Here is a 15,942-nt window from a genome sequence, read left to right as displayed (position 1 = left end):
GCGGCGGGGCTGTGCTGTTTCTAAGCAACACCTCGTGAACAGGCCACAAAAAGCGCGTTGCCCTCACGCCTGAGCACGACTCCATGAGTCTCAACACGGCTGTAAGCGGCCGGCCACTTCTAGCTAACTCTGGGTAGCCGTATCGGGTAAACTGTTGATATAACGCTGCACCACGGGAAGCAGGAGGGGCAAAGCAGCTTCTAGGTACTCCCGTTCGGCAGCCGTCCAGTGGTGGGGGTGGGCAAATACGCAGGGCTGTAAAATCCCCCATAACTGGCCCTGGCTAGTAATGTGCCCGTGCACCAGCGCCCGATGACCAAACGTGCGCCGCTCGAATTCCTGGTTCAGCACTTCGGGGCCCGCTTGCAGCACGTCCTCTACGTACACCGATGGCTTGTCGGCTAAGGCGGCCCGGAATAGGGGGTCTTGCTGGGGCAAATCAGTAGTGTCGTCCTGCCAGTCGTGGCGCGGGTCCGGAACAGCCTCATCAAGGCGCCACACAAACGCAATGTGACCTTTCCCCTTTGCGGGGTCACGCACGTACAAAAAGCAACGGTCGGCGCGCACCTGGGGGCCTACCAGGTCAAGGGCTTGCTGTAGCTGCTCGGCTGGTACAAGAGCAGTTGAAAGCACTGCTTCCAACTCGGTAAGGGGAGAAGGCATCAGAGGAAAAGCTAAGGTGTAGCACGAAGGTGGTTATTTACCTACCCCCTCGTGAGTGAAAAATAGGGTAGAGCGGCTTGCGCATCCTTTTAACGGCCCGCTGAGTTACGCGCCTACTTTTATCCCCCCTTTCTTTCTTGCATTTGCCCTCAAGAAGACGATTCTTACCTATCCACTTTCCTCTTAACACCTGCGGCGGAAGGGTGTTTTCCTCGGCCGTGGCTGCGGGTTACACGGTGAGTCGCACGGAACTAGGTAGAAAAAATCAGTAAGAGCGGCAGCGTATTTGCGTAGTTTCTCGGAGGTTACTAGCCTTGTAGAATGCAGACCTTTGTGGCAGAAACATTTGCTTTATTAGTCTGCCATTATGCTTCTAACCTGGCTACACAACGCTGGTTTTTTCCCCATCCGGTGGTTGTCTGTTGGAAATCATCCGCAGCCCCACGCTACCTACGTGCGGCCAGGAGTAGCAGGAGTAGTGCGCGTGGTAGTGCTTGACACCGGCCAGGATGCGGAGGTGTACACTGGCACGCTCTTTGGAGCTCAACTGTACTACCGGGGCCCTATCCGCAACGAGGCAGAGTTGCAGCTGCTGCTGCCCACCTGTGCAACTGCGGGCTGGGCTGCGTAGCATACTGTCTGGCTTTTGCGGCCATCGGGCAGCTTGCTTATTTCTTTACTACCCGTGGTTGGTTTCTGAATGCTTCCTACTACCCAATTTGGGCCCCAGGCCCAAACACCCGAACAACGAGCGCGCGTATTAGAGCAAATGCTGGCGTACTATGCCCAAATGGGTATTAAGCTTTCACCGCATGTTGTTGCCTTGCACCAGCGCTACGTAGCTGGCGAGCTGAGCTGGACAGACGTGTGTGCCCTACGGGCAGCGGCTTAAGTCTTTGTGACCCACCCCTGCTCCAGCGCCAGCTTCACCAAAGACGCTGTGTTTTTCGCCCCCGACTTTTCCAAAATGTTCTGGCGGTGGGTTTCAATGGTGCGCTTGCTGGTGAACAGCTTGTCCGCTATTTCTTGGTTGGTAAGACCGTCGGTTACTAAGTGCAAGACCTCCCGCTCGCGCTGCGACAGGCCATTCGTGGTCTTTCCAATTTCCGTAGGAGCCTCCAATACCTTGCCCAGCATCAGCAGGCCTAGCTCGGAGCACAAGAAGCGCTTGCCGGCAGCTACGCTCTGAATAGCCAAAATGATTTCGCCCTTTTCGGCATTCTTGAGTATGTAACCAGCCGCGCCTGCTTCCAGCACTTGCCCAATACTCAGTTCATGGTCTTCCATGGAAAGAATGAGCACGCGCACTTCCGGAAACTCCTCGCGCAGGCGCTGAGTAGTAGCCAGCCCATCGAGCACAGGCATATGCAAATCCAGCAGCACTACGTCGGTAGGGATGGATGGGAGTTGGTCGAGGAGCTGCTGCCCATCGTCGGCGTCGCCTACTACTACCAGGGAAGGTTCATCGGCGAGGAGCATGCGCAAACCTTCGCGTAGCACAGCATGATCGTCAACTAGGAATAATCGGATCATACGAGCTAAGTAAAAAGCAGGGGGTGAGGGAAGCGAATGCGCACGTAGGTGCCAAATTCGGGCGTAGAGCCAAGGTCTACTGTACCACCGAGCAGCTTTACCCGGTCGCGAATGGTTCGTAAGCCCAGGCCCGTAGCCTCGGCCGGCGAAGTAGTAAAGCCTACTCCATCATCTTCCATTCGCAACAGTACAAATCCCGGAACAGTTTCCAGCGAAAGAGTAGCCTCCTTGGCCTGCGCATGCTTTACCACGTTTTGAGCCAGCTCCTGGGCCATGCGGTACACGGCTACCTGCAAAGACTGGGGTAGCTTTTCTTCCAAATTGGTGTAGCAGTGGAAGAAGAGCTGCCGGGTGCTCAGTGCGCGGCAAATGTCGTGTAGGGCCGCCTCCAGGCCGAACTCTCCCAGTACGGTAGGTACCAATTCGTGAGAAAGGGTGCGCGTTTGGCGAATAGCACTAGACAGCAAGTTGTTAGCCCGCGTCCAGGCTTCCATGGGCGTAATTTTTTCCAGTTGGTCGAGCTGAAGTTTGGTTGCGTAGAGGACTTGGCCCAGGCCGTTGTGCAGGCTTTCGGCAATGCGCTTACGCTCGGTTTCTTGCGCTTCCAACACGGCGTTGAACAGCGCGTGCTGCTGCTGGAGGCGTATGCGGAGGTTTTCTGCTTCCAGGCGTACCACATCAGAAATATCAAGGTCTACACCCAGCATCTTCATGGGTTGGCCTTGCTCGTTGCAGGTTACTTCGCCTCTTACTTGCAGCGTGCGCACCTGCTTATTTACTTGAATGCGCAAGGTTGTGTCGATAGGCCCCCGCCCTTCGCGTAGTTGCTGGATTAGCTGCTCCGCCACGGGGTAGTCTTGCGCAATGGCCGCCTGCGTATACATATCCGGGGTGATGGTGCTATGCAGCGGGATACCAAACAGGCCGTACATACCCGCCGACCACGTAAAGGCTCCCGTGTGCAAGTTGTACTCCCAGCTGCCCAGTTGGGCTACCTGCTCAGACTGTTGCAAGAATACCAGCTGCTTACGTACTTCGTCCTCGGCCAGCTTGCGTTCTGTAATGTCGAGGTTGGTGGCTACAACCCCATCGTCGAGCTTGACGAACATGCAGGAAAACCACTTGTCGAAGCCTTCATAGGGGTAGAAATACTCCATCTGTTGGGCCTCGCCGGTTTCCACGGTGGTACACAACAAGGCAAACAAGCCACTGGCAACAATGCCCGGGTACTCCTGCTTGTAAAGCTTGCCTACCAAGTCGGTGCGGCCGGTTTCGCGTTCCAACTCCTTATTGACGGAAACGAGTCGGAAGTCCTCAATAGCTCCCGTACTATCTCGTACTGCCTGCATCACCGACATGCTGATTAGGCTGGTATCGTACACCGACTGTAGTAGCTCTGTGCTGGCTTGCAGGGCCTTGGTGCGCTCGGCTACTTGCTGCTCTAGCCAGGTTTTGTTAGCCGCCATAGCTTCCTCTGCTCGTTTGCGCGCCGTGATGTCGTCATAAAGGGCCGCAAACTGTTCGCCACCGTAGGGAATGTTGGTAATTTCGTACCAGCGCCCTTGGGAAGCCACGTAGTATTCCGAGCGGCTCGTTTCGGCGGCACCTATCACCTGCTTGGAAACGCTTCCCCACCAATCATCGGGACCCGTTGCCAAATCTCGTAGCCGTTTGCCGATGGCGTCCCGGTTCAGGCCGGTAAGGTGCTCAAAAGCGGGGTTTAGCTCTAGCAGGCGGTAGTCGGGGTCCTGGCGGCTAGCGTTGTGCACTACCCGGAACACGGCGAAGCCTTCGTCCATGGCGTTGAACAAGGTGCGGTATTTCAGTTCCGACTGCCGGAGGGCTGCCTTGGCGCGGACTCGCTCAATGCGCGAAAACAGGCGGCTGTTAATTTCGCTCAGCAACTCAATTTCCGCGGGTTGCCAAGCCCGCGGCACGGTGTCAGAAACACAGAAGAAGTACTTCCACTCGCCCTGCCGGTGCACGGGTAAGCCAGCAAAAGAATGCATGCCCAAGCTAGCAAAGGAGGAGCCGTGCACCCTGGAATCGGCCTGAGTATTCTCTATAATGATGTTGCGTCCCTCGCGGGTTGCCTGGGTTAGTGCCGGGCTCAGAAAATCCTGGCTGCGCAACGGCCCTACCGTGCGGGGCACTCCTGGCTTACTCCAGCTGTAATTGACCGTTAAATCGTGGCCCTGGGTGGGATTTACTTCAAGGAAATTGGTAGTAGCCAAGTCTAGGTAAATACCAATTTTGGCGCCGGCCGTTTGCAGTATCTCGCTGACCAACGTGAGCTGGGCAATAGCATCCTGCAACTCCGCTAGAAAAGTCTTGTTTGCCTCGCGGCGCTTACGTTCGGTAATGTCCTGAAAAATGACGGCCACTTGGTGGCGCTGGGCATTTCCGGCCTTGAACACGTAAAAATTATACCACTGCCGAGTTGGGCTGGCGTATTGCTCTAGGCGCTGACCTTCCCCGGTGCGGGCCACCTCCCCAAAGATGGTGTACCAGTAGTCTTCGTAACCCGGGTTGATGTCGCGTAAGCGCCGCCCTGCAAATTCCTGCCCTAAGATGCGGGTAGCTGCCGGGTTGGAGTCGAGGTACACAATGTCGATGGGTTGCTCCTGGTCGTTGAATAAGACTTCGGCCAGAAAGTAGCCTTCGTCCATCACCTTGAACAAGGCGTGGTACCGGTCGGTAGCTTGGCGAGCCAGTTCTTCTTTCACCCGAAGCACCTCGGCTTGGGCCTGCATGCGTTCGGTTATGTCCTGTACCAAGCCCAGCAGCTTCACAGGCTCACCCTGCGGGTTCATAAACACATTGCCATGCGCTTCCAGCGTCCGCAGTTGCCCATCGGTGCGGTAAATGCGGCGCTGGTAGTGGTAGGCGCTTTTGTTCTGTATGGCCGCCGCCAAAATCTCCTTCACCGCCGCTGCGTCCTCGGGGTGGGAGCGGGCATCAATGAGCTCCAACGTAGGAACAAAGGATTGGGGAACTTCGCCGAACAGGTGGAACAGGCCGTCGGAGAAGTGAATGGACATGGTCGATAAGTTGACCTCGTAGCTGCCCACGTGGGCCACAACTTCCACAGTGGCTAACAGTGGGCTGGATTGGGGCTGGGCCTGCTTGGCCACCGTCACATTATCCCAGTACACCCACACCTGGCCATCGGGTGCCGGGGCCACGCGCATGCGGATCCAGACCTGAGTGTGCGGTAACCAGAACGAGGCATCCGGGCGCAAGTCGGTACCGTGCGTGGCTAGGGCAGCTACCAGCTCCGCAGAAAGCAGGGCGGGCTGTACGTCTGTCGGAGCCTTATGTAAGATACTAGCCACCGGTAAGCCCCACCACGCGGCCGCCTGCGGATTGAGGAAGGTTACCGTACCGTCGGGCGCTAGGCGTATTATTCCCCACGGTGCGCTTTCCAGCGCCGCATGCATAACAGCCGCGGAGGAGGTTGAATCGGGGTTGGGGGTAGGAGTCGGGCGGGAAGCAGGCATACACAGCGCAACAAAAGGGCAGAGAAACATAGCCCTAAGGCCATTTAGAAGCCTTTGGTCCCGCGGGTTACGCTAGCAGGAGAAAAGAACAGCCGGAATCGTGGGGCAAGTAACGGGGTTTGGTTGAGCTCTGCAAGCCTAGCAGCAAGCATCTATGCTACCCCGTTTGCACTAGCCTACTGCTCAGTTTCCTCAAAACATTAACTGATGATAATGCACTGATTATTTGTTTGATGGCCCGCCACTACGACCAGTAAAGTAGTGTTGGGCGCTACGTCAGCTGAACGAGCTTCCTGCTCAGCCAACTGCCTTAGACGCTACTAAACCCACCAAAGCAGATGCACCAAGTAAGCCTGAGAAACGGGACGCAACGCGTCAGCCTACCCCAGAAACAGAACGGCCCCGACAATGTGCCGGGGCCGTTCTGTTTCTGGAGTAGTTGGTAAGAATACTGGCCAATTACGATGAGCTTGCTCTTACGCTGAGCCGGGTCGGTAGCCAACTCGCCACGGCCTGGCCATTCAATGGGATTGAATAATCGGAAGAAAGAAGAAGTATTAGTAACCAGCGTTTTGCTTAAGCTGAGCGTTCAAGGTCAGCTCGGTGGTTGGGATGGGGAAGATACGGCGGTAGGTGTCGGCGTTGGTTTTCATGCCTTGGCCCCACACCGATTCCCATCTGCCGAAGCGGATCAGGTCGTTGCGGCGCCAGCCTTCCCAGGCCATTTCGCGGCTGCGCTCCTCAAACAAGGTGTTCAGCGTCACGGTAGTTAGAACGGGCACTTGGGCGCGGGTACGGATTTGGTTGACGAGGCTTTCCGGTTTGGTACCGTCGGGGTCTTGGCCGCCGCGCAAGATGGCTTCGGCTTTCATGAGCAGCACATCGGCGTAGCGCAGCAGCACGAGGTCGTTGCCTTGGTCGCGGGAAGTAGACGACTTGTCGGGGTAGTACTTGATGTTGCGCGTGCCCTGGGCCTTGCCTAGCTCGTCGTTGCCCACGTCGAACTTGGCCGGGTCGCGGAAGGTGAGCCGGTCGGAAAGTTCTAGGTGGTAGCTGATGGCGGCGTTGCCATCGGCGCCGGTGTACCGCGAGTCGAGGCCTTTCTTAGTGGTCGAAATCAGGATGGGCGTGCGGCCATCGTTGAGGTACTGCTTGCCGGCTAGCCACTGCTGGTTGCGGGTGTCGGTGGGCTCTTTGTACAAGGCGTAAAACTCAGGCCAGGTCAGGCTAGCATTGCTAGGAGTGAAGAGCAGGCTGAACTTGTCCTTCATCTGCTGGTGCAAGGCGAAGCGCGACATCATGTTGCCCTGGGCTAGGTTGGCGTCGAAGGGCACGGCAAAAATGATTTCCGCTACTTGTGGGCCATTTTCCACCGCAAATACATCCATGTAGTTTGTGGCTAGGCTGTACTTCCGGCCCTTGATGATGGCGTTGCAGGCGGCAATAGCCTCGGTGTAGCGGGGCTGGCCAATGTACACCTGCGCGTTCAGGTAGAGCTTGGCGAGCAGAGCTTGGGCTGTGCCCTGGGTGGGGCGCCCGTAGGTCTGGGCCGATACATCGGTGGAGAGGCTAGGTAGCGCCTGCTTCAACTCGCTTTCGATGTAGTCGAATACCTGCTGACGGGTGGCGTTGGTGGGCTGCTCGGTGCTGCCAAACTCCGGCACCAGCGGAATGTTGCCGTACAGGTCCATCATCAGGTAGTAGTACAGGGCCCGCATGGTGCGCAGCTCGGCCGTAAACTGCGTTTTGAATGCTCCATCGGCCGTATTCTGGAACAGGGCTAGGGTGCGGTTGCAGGTGCTGATACCGCTAAAGCCCCATTCCCAGGTGGTGCGCACAAATTCGTTTTGCGGGTTCCAGGTGTGTAGGCTGAGTTGCTGGTAGCGGGCGCCGTCGTAGTAGTTGCCGTTGCGGGCCACAATCACGGCTTCGTCGGTGCTGAGCTCCTGCAAGTTCCAGTAAGCTTTGGCCACTTCGCCGCGCATCTGGCTGTACACCGGCCCGGAGGCGGCAATGAACTGCTCGGGCGTAGTCAGGAAGTTGCTGGGCGTATATTCCGATTCGATGGGCGCATCCAGGTCGGTGCAGCCGGCCGTGAACAGCACGGCCGTGAGGGCGCCGGCCAAGGTGAGGGAGCGAACGGGACGTGTGGTAGACATAAAGAAGGACATGGCGGCAGAAGCTTAAAATTCTAGGTTCACGCCCAGCACGTAGGAGCGGGTTTTGGGGTAGAAGTTGTTGTTGTCGAGGCCGGGCGTGAGGCCACCTAGGTTCATCTCCGGGTCGATGCCGCGGTACTTGGTGATGGTGAACAGGTTCTGGCTCGTCAGGTACACGCGGGCCCGCTTCACGTACTCGTTCTTGATGGGCAGATTGTAGCCCAGCGTCACGTTGTCGAGGCGCAGGTAGGCGCCGCTTTCGAGGTAGCGGTTAGAGTAGTAGTTGGCGCGGTTGTCACCGTAGGGCTCGTTTAGGGAGAAAGCCGGCAGGTTGTTGGCCGTCGATTGGGCCGGAATGTTCAGGTTGGCGAGGGTCGCGTTTAGGATCTTGTTGCCCGTCACGCCCCGCAAGAAGAAGTTCAGATCCAGGCTTTTCCAGCTCAGCGTGTTGCTCAGGCCGTAGAGCAAGGTAGGCTGAGCGTTGCCCTGATACTTGTAGTCGGCTAGGGCTGGTGAGCCGGTGGTGGTGCCATCGGCCTTGTAGAAGAGGGAAAGGCCCGCCTCGTCGCGCCCTGCGTACTCGGGCATAAAGAACTGCCCAATGGGGTAGCCCGTTTTCACAATTTGAGTCGAAATGCCGCTCTGGCCCGAGCCGCCGGGGTAAGCCGTGTACACCTGATCGAGGCGGAACTGCTCGTTAGCTAGCTTTTCCACCTTGTTCACGTTGTGGGCGAGGGTACCGCTCAGGTTCCACTGAAAGTCAGCGGTTTGCACTGGGGTAGCATTCAAGGTCAGCTCCACGCCCTTGTTGCTGATTTCGCCCACGTTGGCGTAGAGCGTATTCACGAAGTACTGAGTCGTCGAAACCGGGTAGTTCCAGATCAGGTCGGAAGTGCGCTTGTCGTAGTACTCCACCGTGCCGCTGAGGCGATTGTCGAATAAGCCAAAGTCCACGCCCACGTTCAGCATAGCCGTCGATTCCCACTTCAAGTCTGGGTTGGGATTCTGCGTCGGGCCGATGGCTTTGATGAAGCTGCCGTTGTAGTAGAAGGTGCCCACGCTGCTATAGCGCTGGGTGGCAATCAGCGGGTCGAAGCCAAGGGAGTTGCCAGTAATGCCGTAGCCGACGCGCAGCTTCAACTCGTTGAGCTTGCTTTGACCCGCCAGAAAGTCTTCGCGTGCGATGTTCCAGGCAAAGGAAGCCGCCGGGAAAGTGCCCCACCGGTTGTTCTGCCCGAATGCCGACGACCCATCGCGCCGCACCGACACTTGCAGAAAGTAGCGGTCCTTGAGGCCGTAGTTCACCCGCGAGTACAACGAGATCAGGCGCAGCGTCGAGATACCTAGGCTGTAGCCGGCAATGGCCGCGTCGTAGTTCGGCGTCACGCCATTGGGGTTGCCTAGTCCTAGGTTGTTGTAGCCCAGCTGGTCCGACACGAAGCCGCGGGTGTCTGTTTGGAAACCGTCGCCGTTTTTGTCTTCCTGCCACGAGTAGCCCACCAGCACTTTCAGATCGTGGGTGGCGTTGTTCAGGGGGTTATAGGTCAGGTAGTTCTCCAGAATCTTGCGGGTGTTCTCCAGGCTGTAGCGCCGGGCTAGGCCGCGAGCCGCTAGGCCCGTCACGTTGTTGCTGTTCGGCACTGGCGACTCACGACCCTGATAGGCCCCACCCTTCACCGACTCGTTCTGCATCGACAAGCTGAGCGTGTTGGTCAGGTTAGGCAGAATGGTGAGCTGGGCGCTGGCGTTGCCGAGCAAGGTGTTGATCTTGCGCTCCTCGCTGTTCTGCTCTAGCAGCGCCACCGGGTTGTAGTACTGGGTGCGGGTCAGGTTTTCTTTGTAGGTGCCGTCGGGGTTCTGGATGTTGGTGGTGGGCAAGTGCGTGAACATGTTGCGGTACACCAGGTCCGAAATCAGGTTCTGCTTGAGCAAGGAGTTGGTCAGCGTGAAGCGAAGTTGCAGCTTGTCCTTCAGCGTTTTCTGATCGAGGTTAATCTTGCCGATGACCCGCTCGCTGTCGGACGTCTTCATCACGCCCTGGCGTTTGAAGTAGTTGACACTGGCGTTGAAGGCCGACTTCTCCGAGCCACCGCCGTAGGAAATCGTATGGTTGTGGCTGATGCCGGTGCGCATCACCTCTTTTTGCCAGTCGGTGTTGGTACCCTCGTCGTTGTCGGCGGGACTGAGGCTCTTGCTGTTGGACTCTAGGTAGTTGCGCAGCTCATCGCCCGAAAGCATGTCAATCGTGTTCGACACCTGCTCCACACCCACGTAGCCGCTGTACGACACGGCCGCATTAGGCTTCTGCCGGCGCGTGGTGATGATAATAACCCCATTGGCCGCCCGTGCGCCGTAAATGGCGGTGGCCGAGGCGTCTTTCAGCACGTCGATGCTCACAATATCGTCGGGCGCCACCAGGTTGATGGACGCCGCGGGCACGCCGTCAATCACGTAAAAAGGCTCCTGGGCCTGCCCCGTGCGCAACGACGAAGCCCCACGCAGTACCACCGACGCCGTGGCGTTCGGGTCGCCGCTGCGGGTGATGTTCAGGCCGGCCACCTTGCCTTGCAAGATCTGGTCGGGCGTGGCTACTACGCCGCGGTTGAACTCGCGTGGGTCGACGTTAGTGATGGAGCTGGTGACTTCGCCCTTTTTGGCTGAGCCATAGCCAATTACCACTACGTCGTTGAGCAGCTTGTTATCTTGAGCTAAGGCTACGTCGATGCTGGTCTGGTTGCCAATGGTCACTTCCTTGGCCACGTAGCCCACGAATGAGAACACCAGGGTAGTTGCGTCTGCGGGTACGGCCAGCGTAAACAAGCCCTCCGAGTTGGTTACTGCCCCAATGGTAGTGCCTTTCACGAGCACCGTCACGCCAGGTAGGGCCGTGCCGGTGCTGGTGTCGGTAACTTTGCCTTTTACTTCCTGAGCGGCGCGGCGGCCCTGACTGCCCACTGGCGTAGCAGGAGCAGGCTGTAGGATAATGACGCCCTGCTTTTCCTCGAAGCGCAAGGGCTTGTTGCGCAGCAGTTGGCGCAGAATTTCGCCCACCTTGGCGCCCCGAAACTCGGCTGCCTCCACCTTGGACTCCTTTAGGTCGTTGGCCTCGTACACGATGTTCACGCCAGCTTGGCGCTGCAGGTGCTGCAAGGCCGTGGAGAGGGTGCCGGTTTGCACAGCGAAGTAGGCTACTTCAGCGTTGGCTTTTTGAGCCAGGCTTTGCTGGGGTATGCTCATGCCAGTCAATAGCACGGCGCTGGCTAGCAGAAGGTTGCGGCCGTACGAGCGGCCGGTAGTCGAGGAGTGTAGGTGCATCATACGGTGGTAGCGTTTGGGCAAGGCGCTGCCCGGCAGGCCAAAAGCCTGGTCTTGAAAGAGGAAGGACAGAAGGAGCCGGCAGCCGGCGTTATTCTACCTGGTAGGTAGCGGTACTGCGCTTGGTAATGCGGAGATGATGGCGTTGTAAAAGCACATTAAGCACGTCGGTGACCTGGTCGGCAGAAAGCGCAGGGTCCAGGGTGCCAGTCAGGGCCACGGTGGGAGCGTCGCGGCGCAGGGTAAAGCGGATAGGGTAGTAGTTTTCCAGCAAAAGCAAAATCTCGGGTAAAGAAGCCTGCTCGAAGGTTAGCATGCGGCTGCTGGGAAGAGTATCGTCGAATTCGTTGCTTGAAAGTTTAACCTGTTGGTTGTGCGAGGTATACACGAGCTGATCGTGCGGCCGGAGTAGGCCTAGTAAGGTGTCTTGGCGGGCTACCTGTACCCGGCCGGTGCGCACGTGCACGGTAGTAATAGAAAGCTGTGGATAGGCCTTCACCAGAAAGGACGTGCCCAGCACCCGCACCGTCACTTTGGGGGTGTGCACCACGAAAGGCTGCGCGGGGTTTTTCGTGACGGCAAAAAATGCCTCCCCACGCAGTTGCACGTCGCGCACGGCCCCAAAGGAGGCCGCACACGTCAGCTCCGACCGGGGCCGCAACCACACGTGGCTTTTGTCGGGCAGTACCACTTCGCGGTGTTCCCCCACGCCTGTAGCGTAGCACAACACCCGCGGCGGCCCTAGCGGCAGCCACAGCACGGCCCCTACTATTAGCAACGGAACCAGCACCGCGGCTAGTTGCAGGGCCGGCCACAGCTGAAAAACCCGCACCGAAGGCTGCGTACGGGCATAGATTCCCGCCAGAATCCGTGCCCGCCGCGCCGCCTCCAACTCCCGATTGATGAGCACGTCATCGTCTGGGGTAGCAGCTGCCAGGTCATCCAACCACTGCCCCCGTTGCTGCTCGGACTGCTGCGAAGCAAGGCGGCTTCGGAGGTAGCGTTGCAGGCGGGAGGGCAGCTGGTGGAATCGGGAATTCGAGGGCTTCATAACAGAGTTGCACAAGCCCGCGGAAGTAACCATCCGCGGTGCTTGATGTAACGAAAGCGTAATATTGACGAGGTAGGATACTTAGCGTAGGGGCACGCTAGCGGCGCTTTTTGATGGGTGCGGGGCTGAGCATTTCCACAATGGGCTGGCCGGTACAAGCGCTGGGCAGCTTGCTTTCTACCAGCATGGCAGCCGTGGGGGCAATGTCGGTGATGGCGTGGTACTGGTAGCTGATGCCGGGTGTAATGCCAGCTCCGAACCACAGCAACGGTACGTGGCTGTCGTAGAGGTAGCCCGAGCCGTGGGTGGCGCCCACCCCTAGCTCCCAAGTCCAGCCGGGTGCCAGCTCAAAGCGTACATCGCCGAAGCGCTGGTAGTAGAGGCCGTTCTGCAGCTTGGTTTCAAGGAAAGCCCCTGTGCTGCTTGTAAGCAGCTGGGCGGTGGTATTCACCTGAGCAATACCGGGCTGGCTGCGCAGGTAGTCGGCCAGGAGGTTCTGCACACGGGCCAGTTCTAGCTTGCGGCTGGCAATGAGGGGGCGGTTGAGGTAGTACATGTTGTTGCGCTCCGTCTCAAGCCACTGGCCCGGCCCGAGTTGCTCCACGAGGTAGTCAGCGGCCCCTTTGTTAAGCGTGGCGTGCGTCTGGGCGCCGCCGGGTGCGTGGTGCTGAGCCAGGTACTTGGGCACCTCACTGGCGCCATGGTCCGCAGTCAAGAAAATGGTGTAGTTGCCTTTGCCCACAGTTTTGTCGAGAGCTTGCAGGAGGCGTGCAATCTCTAGGTCGAGGCGTAGGTAGAGGTCGTTCTCTTCCTTAGAAAGCGGCCCGAACGTGTGGCCCACCGGGTCGGGGCTGGAGTAGCTGATAGCCAGCAAGTCCGGCACATCGTCGCGGCCCAAGTCGGTGTTAGCCAAGGCAGTCAGAGCCAGGTCCGTGAGTAAGTTGTTGCCGAAGGGCGAGATATTGACGGCCTCGTACGCTGGCGGGTTCAGTGGGGCTATCTTGCTGAGTTCGTAAGGAAACGTAGCCGCCGTTTTACCCTTGAAAATGCGCTCAAAGGAGTTAGAATCGGCTACGCTATTGAGGTAGGCCTCCGGGCCGCGAAGAGGCGTCCAGGTTTGCTGGCGGTAGTAGTCGGCCTTCTTTTGGGCGTTAAAATCGGCTACCCACTTGGGCAGGGCGGGCATGTAGTAGGTACTCGAAATAAAGTCGCCAGTGTTCATGTCAAACCAGAACGCCCCATCGGCCATATGGCCAGCCGGTAGAGCCGAGGCACGGTCCTTCAGTGACAACGCCACCACCTTGCTGCGCCCGTTCGACACCATCTTCATTTCGTCGCCCAGGGTGGTGCTCACTTGGTTGCGAGCCGAAACGCCCATGCCTTTGGGTGTGCCCACCAGCTGCACCGTTGTGTCGTCGGTGCAATACACGTCGCGGCGTAGGCTGCGGTCGTACCAGGAGTTGCCCACCACGCCGTGGTAGCGGGGCGTGGTGCCCGTGTACACGGAGGCATGGCCGGGCCCCGTGACGGTAGGTACGTAGTTGTAGTGGGTGTTGCGGCACTGAAACCCCTCGCGCAGCAGGCGTTTAAAGCCATCATTGCCCATCTGGTCGTAGAAGCGGGGGAGGTAGTCGGCCCGCATTTGGTCAACCATGATGCCTACCAGTAGCTTAGGTTTCTTGGTGCCCTGAGCGAGCAGACCTGGCGCACTACCCAGTAGAAGTGCGGAAAGCAGAATTTTTCGAAACATACACAAGATGAGGCACTACCGCACGGAAAAAGTCCGCCCGAGTACCGAAGCAGGAAAGAAGAAAAGGCGCAGTAGGGGTACTGCCGAAAGCAACCCACCGGAAGAGGGCGGACGCTGGAGGTAGCCGCCGGGCGGCTGGTAGATGGCGGGCTATGTGCTTTCCCGGCCGGGGCTGCCACCTACACTTAGCTAGTTGCAGATGGGCACTTCCTCAACCATTGCTACCCTACTATTTAACGAATAGGTAACATAGCGTTCCTCGTTGTGGCGGACTCAGATTAGCTTAACAGCTTGACCAAGAAGGGCGAGAGTTTGTGCAGGGCGCTGTTCATTTGGTTGCGTACCGTTTGCTCCGACGTAGCAAAGCGCTCAGCTATTTCCTTCACTGAAAAGTCGTGCAGCATACCCAGCAAAAACACTTCTTTCTCCTTCGGGGGCAATTCCTGAGCCCGCGCCTGCACGGCCGCCAGCGTATCGTGGCTAACCAAGTGCCGCAGCGTCAGCTCGGCGCTGGCTTCCTGAATGGCGCCATAGTGCTGTAAGTGGCGGCTGCGAATATCCGCGTCGCGAAAACGGGTCAGGATCTTTTTGCGCAAGGCCCCCAAGAGGTAGCCGGCCGCGTTGCTTTGCACATGCAACTGGGCCCGATTCGCCCACAGGTCGCAGAACAGCTCCTGGGTAATGTCTTCCGCATCGGAAGCATTGCGCAGGACTTTGTGCGCGTAGCGGTAAAGGGCACGCCACTGCTCCTCAAACAGCAGCTCGAAGGCTTGGTAGTCGTTGGTGCGGATTCGCTCCAGCAGCTCAAGTAAATTGTCAGTAGCCACAGCGCATTCTTTGCGCCAAAAGTAGAAGGCTGGTTATACGATAGAATGGCGGACGAGCAGATATCACACAAGCTTTACCCGATGGTAATAAATTGATAAAACACCGTGCTGACTGCACGCCAGTGTTTCGGGTGGTAAGAAGCTACCAGAAAGGGCCCCTTTTAGAAGACACAGATGTGCCGAACAGCATGCGTTTACAGTTCAGCTTATGGCTCCCTAGAGTCTGCTTTTAACGTCGTTATAATTCAGTATTAATATCACTTTAATAATTGTGAGTTTGCTTTGTACTTGTAAAAAAGACACAAATTGGAATAAAACTAGAAAGGCGCATGAAGAAAATGTTGCTGCCAACTGACCTGACGCTGTACTCTTTGCACCTGATTCGTTGCGCGCTGAATCTGGTGCAGGAGCAAAGCTGTTATGTCATTCTTCTGTACGTAGCGCCCGTTTCCACCACCAGCACCGACCTACTACCCCTTTCCTCTCAGCAGCCCGATGCAGAGTTTAGCAGCGCCATTGAGCAGCTGCAAAAATTGAACTTTAGCGGGATTGAGGGCCTTGAAATTGCGCGCCTGCACGGCAAAGACTCTTCATACATCACAAAACACGTTCTAGAGGAGCAGATTGACCTGGTCTTGAGTACCATTTCGTGCAGCCACAATACCGCAGCCCTGAGCTTCCGTAGCAAACTGCTGCAAGATGTTCTGTTGCCGGTCCCGTATGGTCCCGGATTTTCCGTCCCAAACTGCTTGCGCCGAATTGTCTTCGTGCTAGACGTAGAAGCAAAAAACGGTTTGCTTCCCAACCAAGAGCTCATTGAGTTGCGGCGGCGGAGGGAGTGCGGCGTCAGCTTCCTGCTAGTAACCAAGCCTGGCTTTAGCACCGATGCGCTCACTCAGGCCCTAAGCCGGCTACACGCTTCGCCCATGCTGGCGAAAGTAGCGGATTCGGGCCAGGTGGTGCCACAGCGCAACTTTACCCAAGGTATTGTCGCGTTTATCAAGAAGTTCGAAGTTGACTTAGTGGTCAACTGCAAAAAGAAAAGTATGCTCGACCACCTGCGCTTGGGCCAAAAAGCCAGTAGCAGTGAGCGGGCCAGCGCCACAAAAGTACCCTGCCTATCCGTCGCCTAAGCGGCGCGGAC

General features: G+C 57.6%; 11 protein-coding genes. 3 read left to right on the top strand and 8 right to left on the bottom strand.

The window, feature by feature from the left end:
* Positions 1-123 precede the first annotated feature (123 nt).
* Positions 124-663 (bottom strand): GAF domain-containing protein, encoded by a 540-nt coding sequence (locus CHB83_RS17015; RefSeq protein WP_089333496.1) that lies wholly within the window; start codon positions 661-663, stop codon positions 124-126.
* A 367-nt stretch (positions 664-1,030) separates the two neighbouring features.
* On the opposite strand from CHB83_RS17015, the gene CHB83_RS17010 reads away from it, so the two are divergent.
* Positions 1,031-1,294, top strand: coding sequence for a hypothetical protein (locus CHB83_RS17010; protein WP_089333495.1), 264 nt, complete (start codon positions 1,031-1,033; stop codon positions 1,292-1,294).
* Between the two features lie 69 nt (positions 1,295-1,363).
* Positions 1,364-1,555, top strand: coding sequence for a hypothetical protein (locus CHB83_RS17005; protein WP_089333494.1), 192 nt, complete (start codon positions 1,364-1,366; stop codon positions 1,553-1,555).
* Here CHB83_RS17005 and CHB83_RS17000 read toward each other — a convergent pair.
* The 7 genes from CHB83_RS17000 to CHB83_RS16970 all read right to left on the bottom strand — a co-directional run bounded on the left by CHB83_RS17000 (position 1,552) and on the right by CHB83_RS16970 (position 14,798).
* Complete coding sequence (locus tag CHB83_RS17000; RefSeq protein ID WP_089333493.1) at positions 1,552-2,196, bottom strand: response regulator; 645 nt, start codon at positions 2,194-2,196, stop codon at positions 1,552-1,554. The genes CHB83_RS17005 and CHB83_RS17000 overlap by 4 nt on opposite strands.
* Before the next feature lie 5 nt (positions 2,197-2,201).
* A complete protein-coding gene (locus CHB83_RS16995) occupies positions 2,202-5,696 on the bottom strand; it encodes a PAS domain S-box protein (protein ID WP_179225551.1) in 3,495 nt (1,164 codons plus the stop codon).
* A gap of 557 nt (positions 5,697-6,253) precedes the next feature.
* A complete protein-coding gene (locus tag CHB83_RS16990) occupies positions 6,254-7,867 on the bottom strand; it encodes a RagB/SusD family nutrient uptake outer membrane protein (RefSeq protein ID WP_218823189.1) in 1,614 nt (537 codons plus the stop codon).
* 12 nt (positions 7,868-7,879) lie between these two features.
* Positions 7,880-11,173, bottom strand: coding sequence for a SusC/RagA family TonB-linked outer membrane protein (locus CHB83_RS16985; protein WP_218823188.1), 3,294 nt, complete (start codon positions 11,171-11,173; stop codon positions 7,880-7,882).
* An 88-nt stretch (positions 11,174-11,261) separates the two neighbouring features.
* Positions 11,262-12,221 carry a FecR family protein gene (locus CHB83_RS16980; RefSeq protein ID WP_143437169.1) on the bottom strand — a complete coding sequence of 320 codons (960 nt, stop codon included), beginning with the start codon at positions 12,219-12,221 and terminating at the stop codon, positions 11,262-11,264.
* Positions 12,222-12,318: 97 nt separating this feature from the next.
* Positions 12,319-13,971 carry an alkaline phosphatase family protein gene (locus CHB83_RS16975; protein WP_089333490.1) on the bottom strand — a complete coding sequence of 551 codons (1,653 nt, stop codon included), beginning with the start codon at positions 13,969-13,971 and terminating at the stop codon, positions 12,319-12,321.
* Between the two features lie 278 nt (positions 13,972-14,249).
* Positions 14,250-14,798, bottom strand: a complete 549-nt coding sequence (locus CHB83_RS16970) for an RNA polymerase sigma factor (RefSeq protein WP_089333489.1) — start codon at positions 14,796-14,798, stop codon at positions 14,250-14,252.
* 329 nt (positions 14,799-15,127) lie between these two features.
* On the opposite strand from CHB83_RS16970, the gene CHB83_RS16965 reads away from it, so the two are divergent.
* On the top strand, positions 15,128-15,931 hold the full coding sequence (locus CHB83_RS16965) for a universal stress protein (protein WP_089333488.1): 804 nt from the start codon (positions 15,128-15,130) through the stop codon (positions 15,929-15,931).
* Positions 15,932-15,942: the final 11 nt, after the last annotated feature.

Source organism: Hymenobacter mucosus, from assembly GCF_900188255.1.
Taxonomy (GTDB): domain Bacteria; phylum Bacteroidota; class Bacteroidia; order Cytophagales; family Hymenobacteraceae; genus Hymenobacter; species Hymenobacter mucosus.
This window is presented reverse-complemented; position numbering and strand designations above follow the sequence as displayed.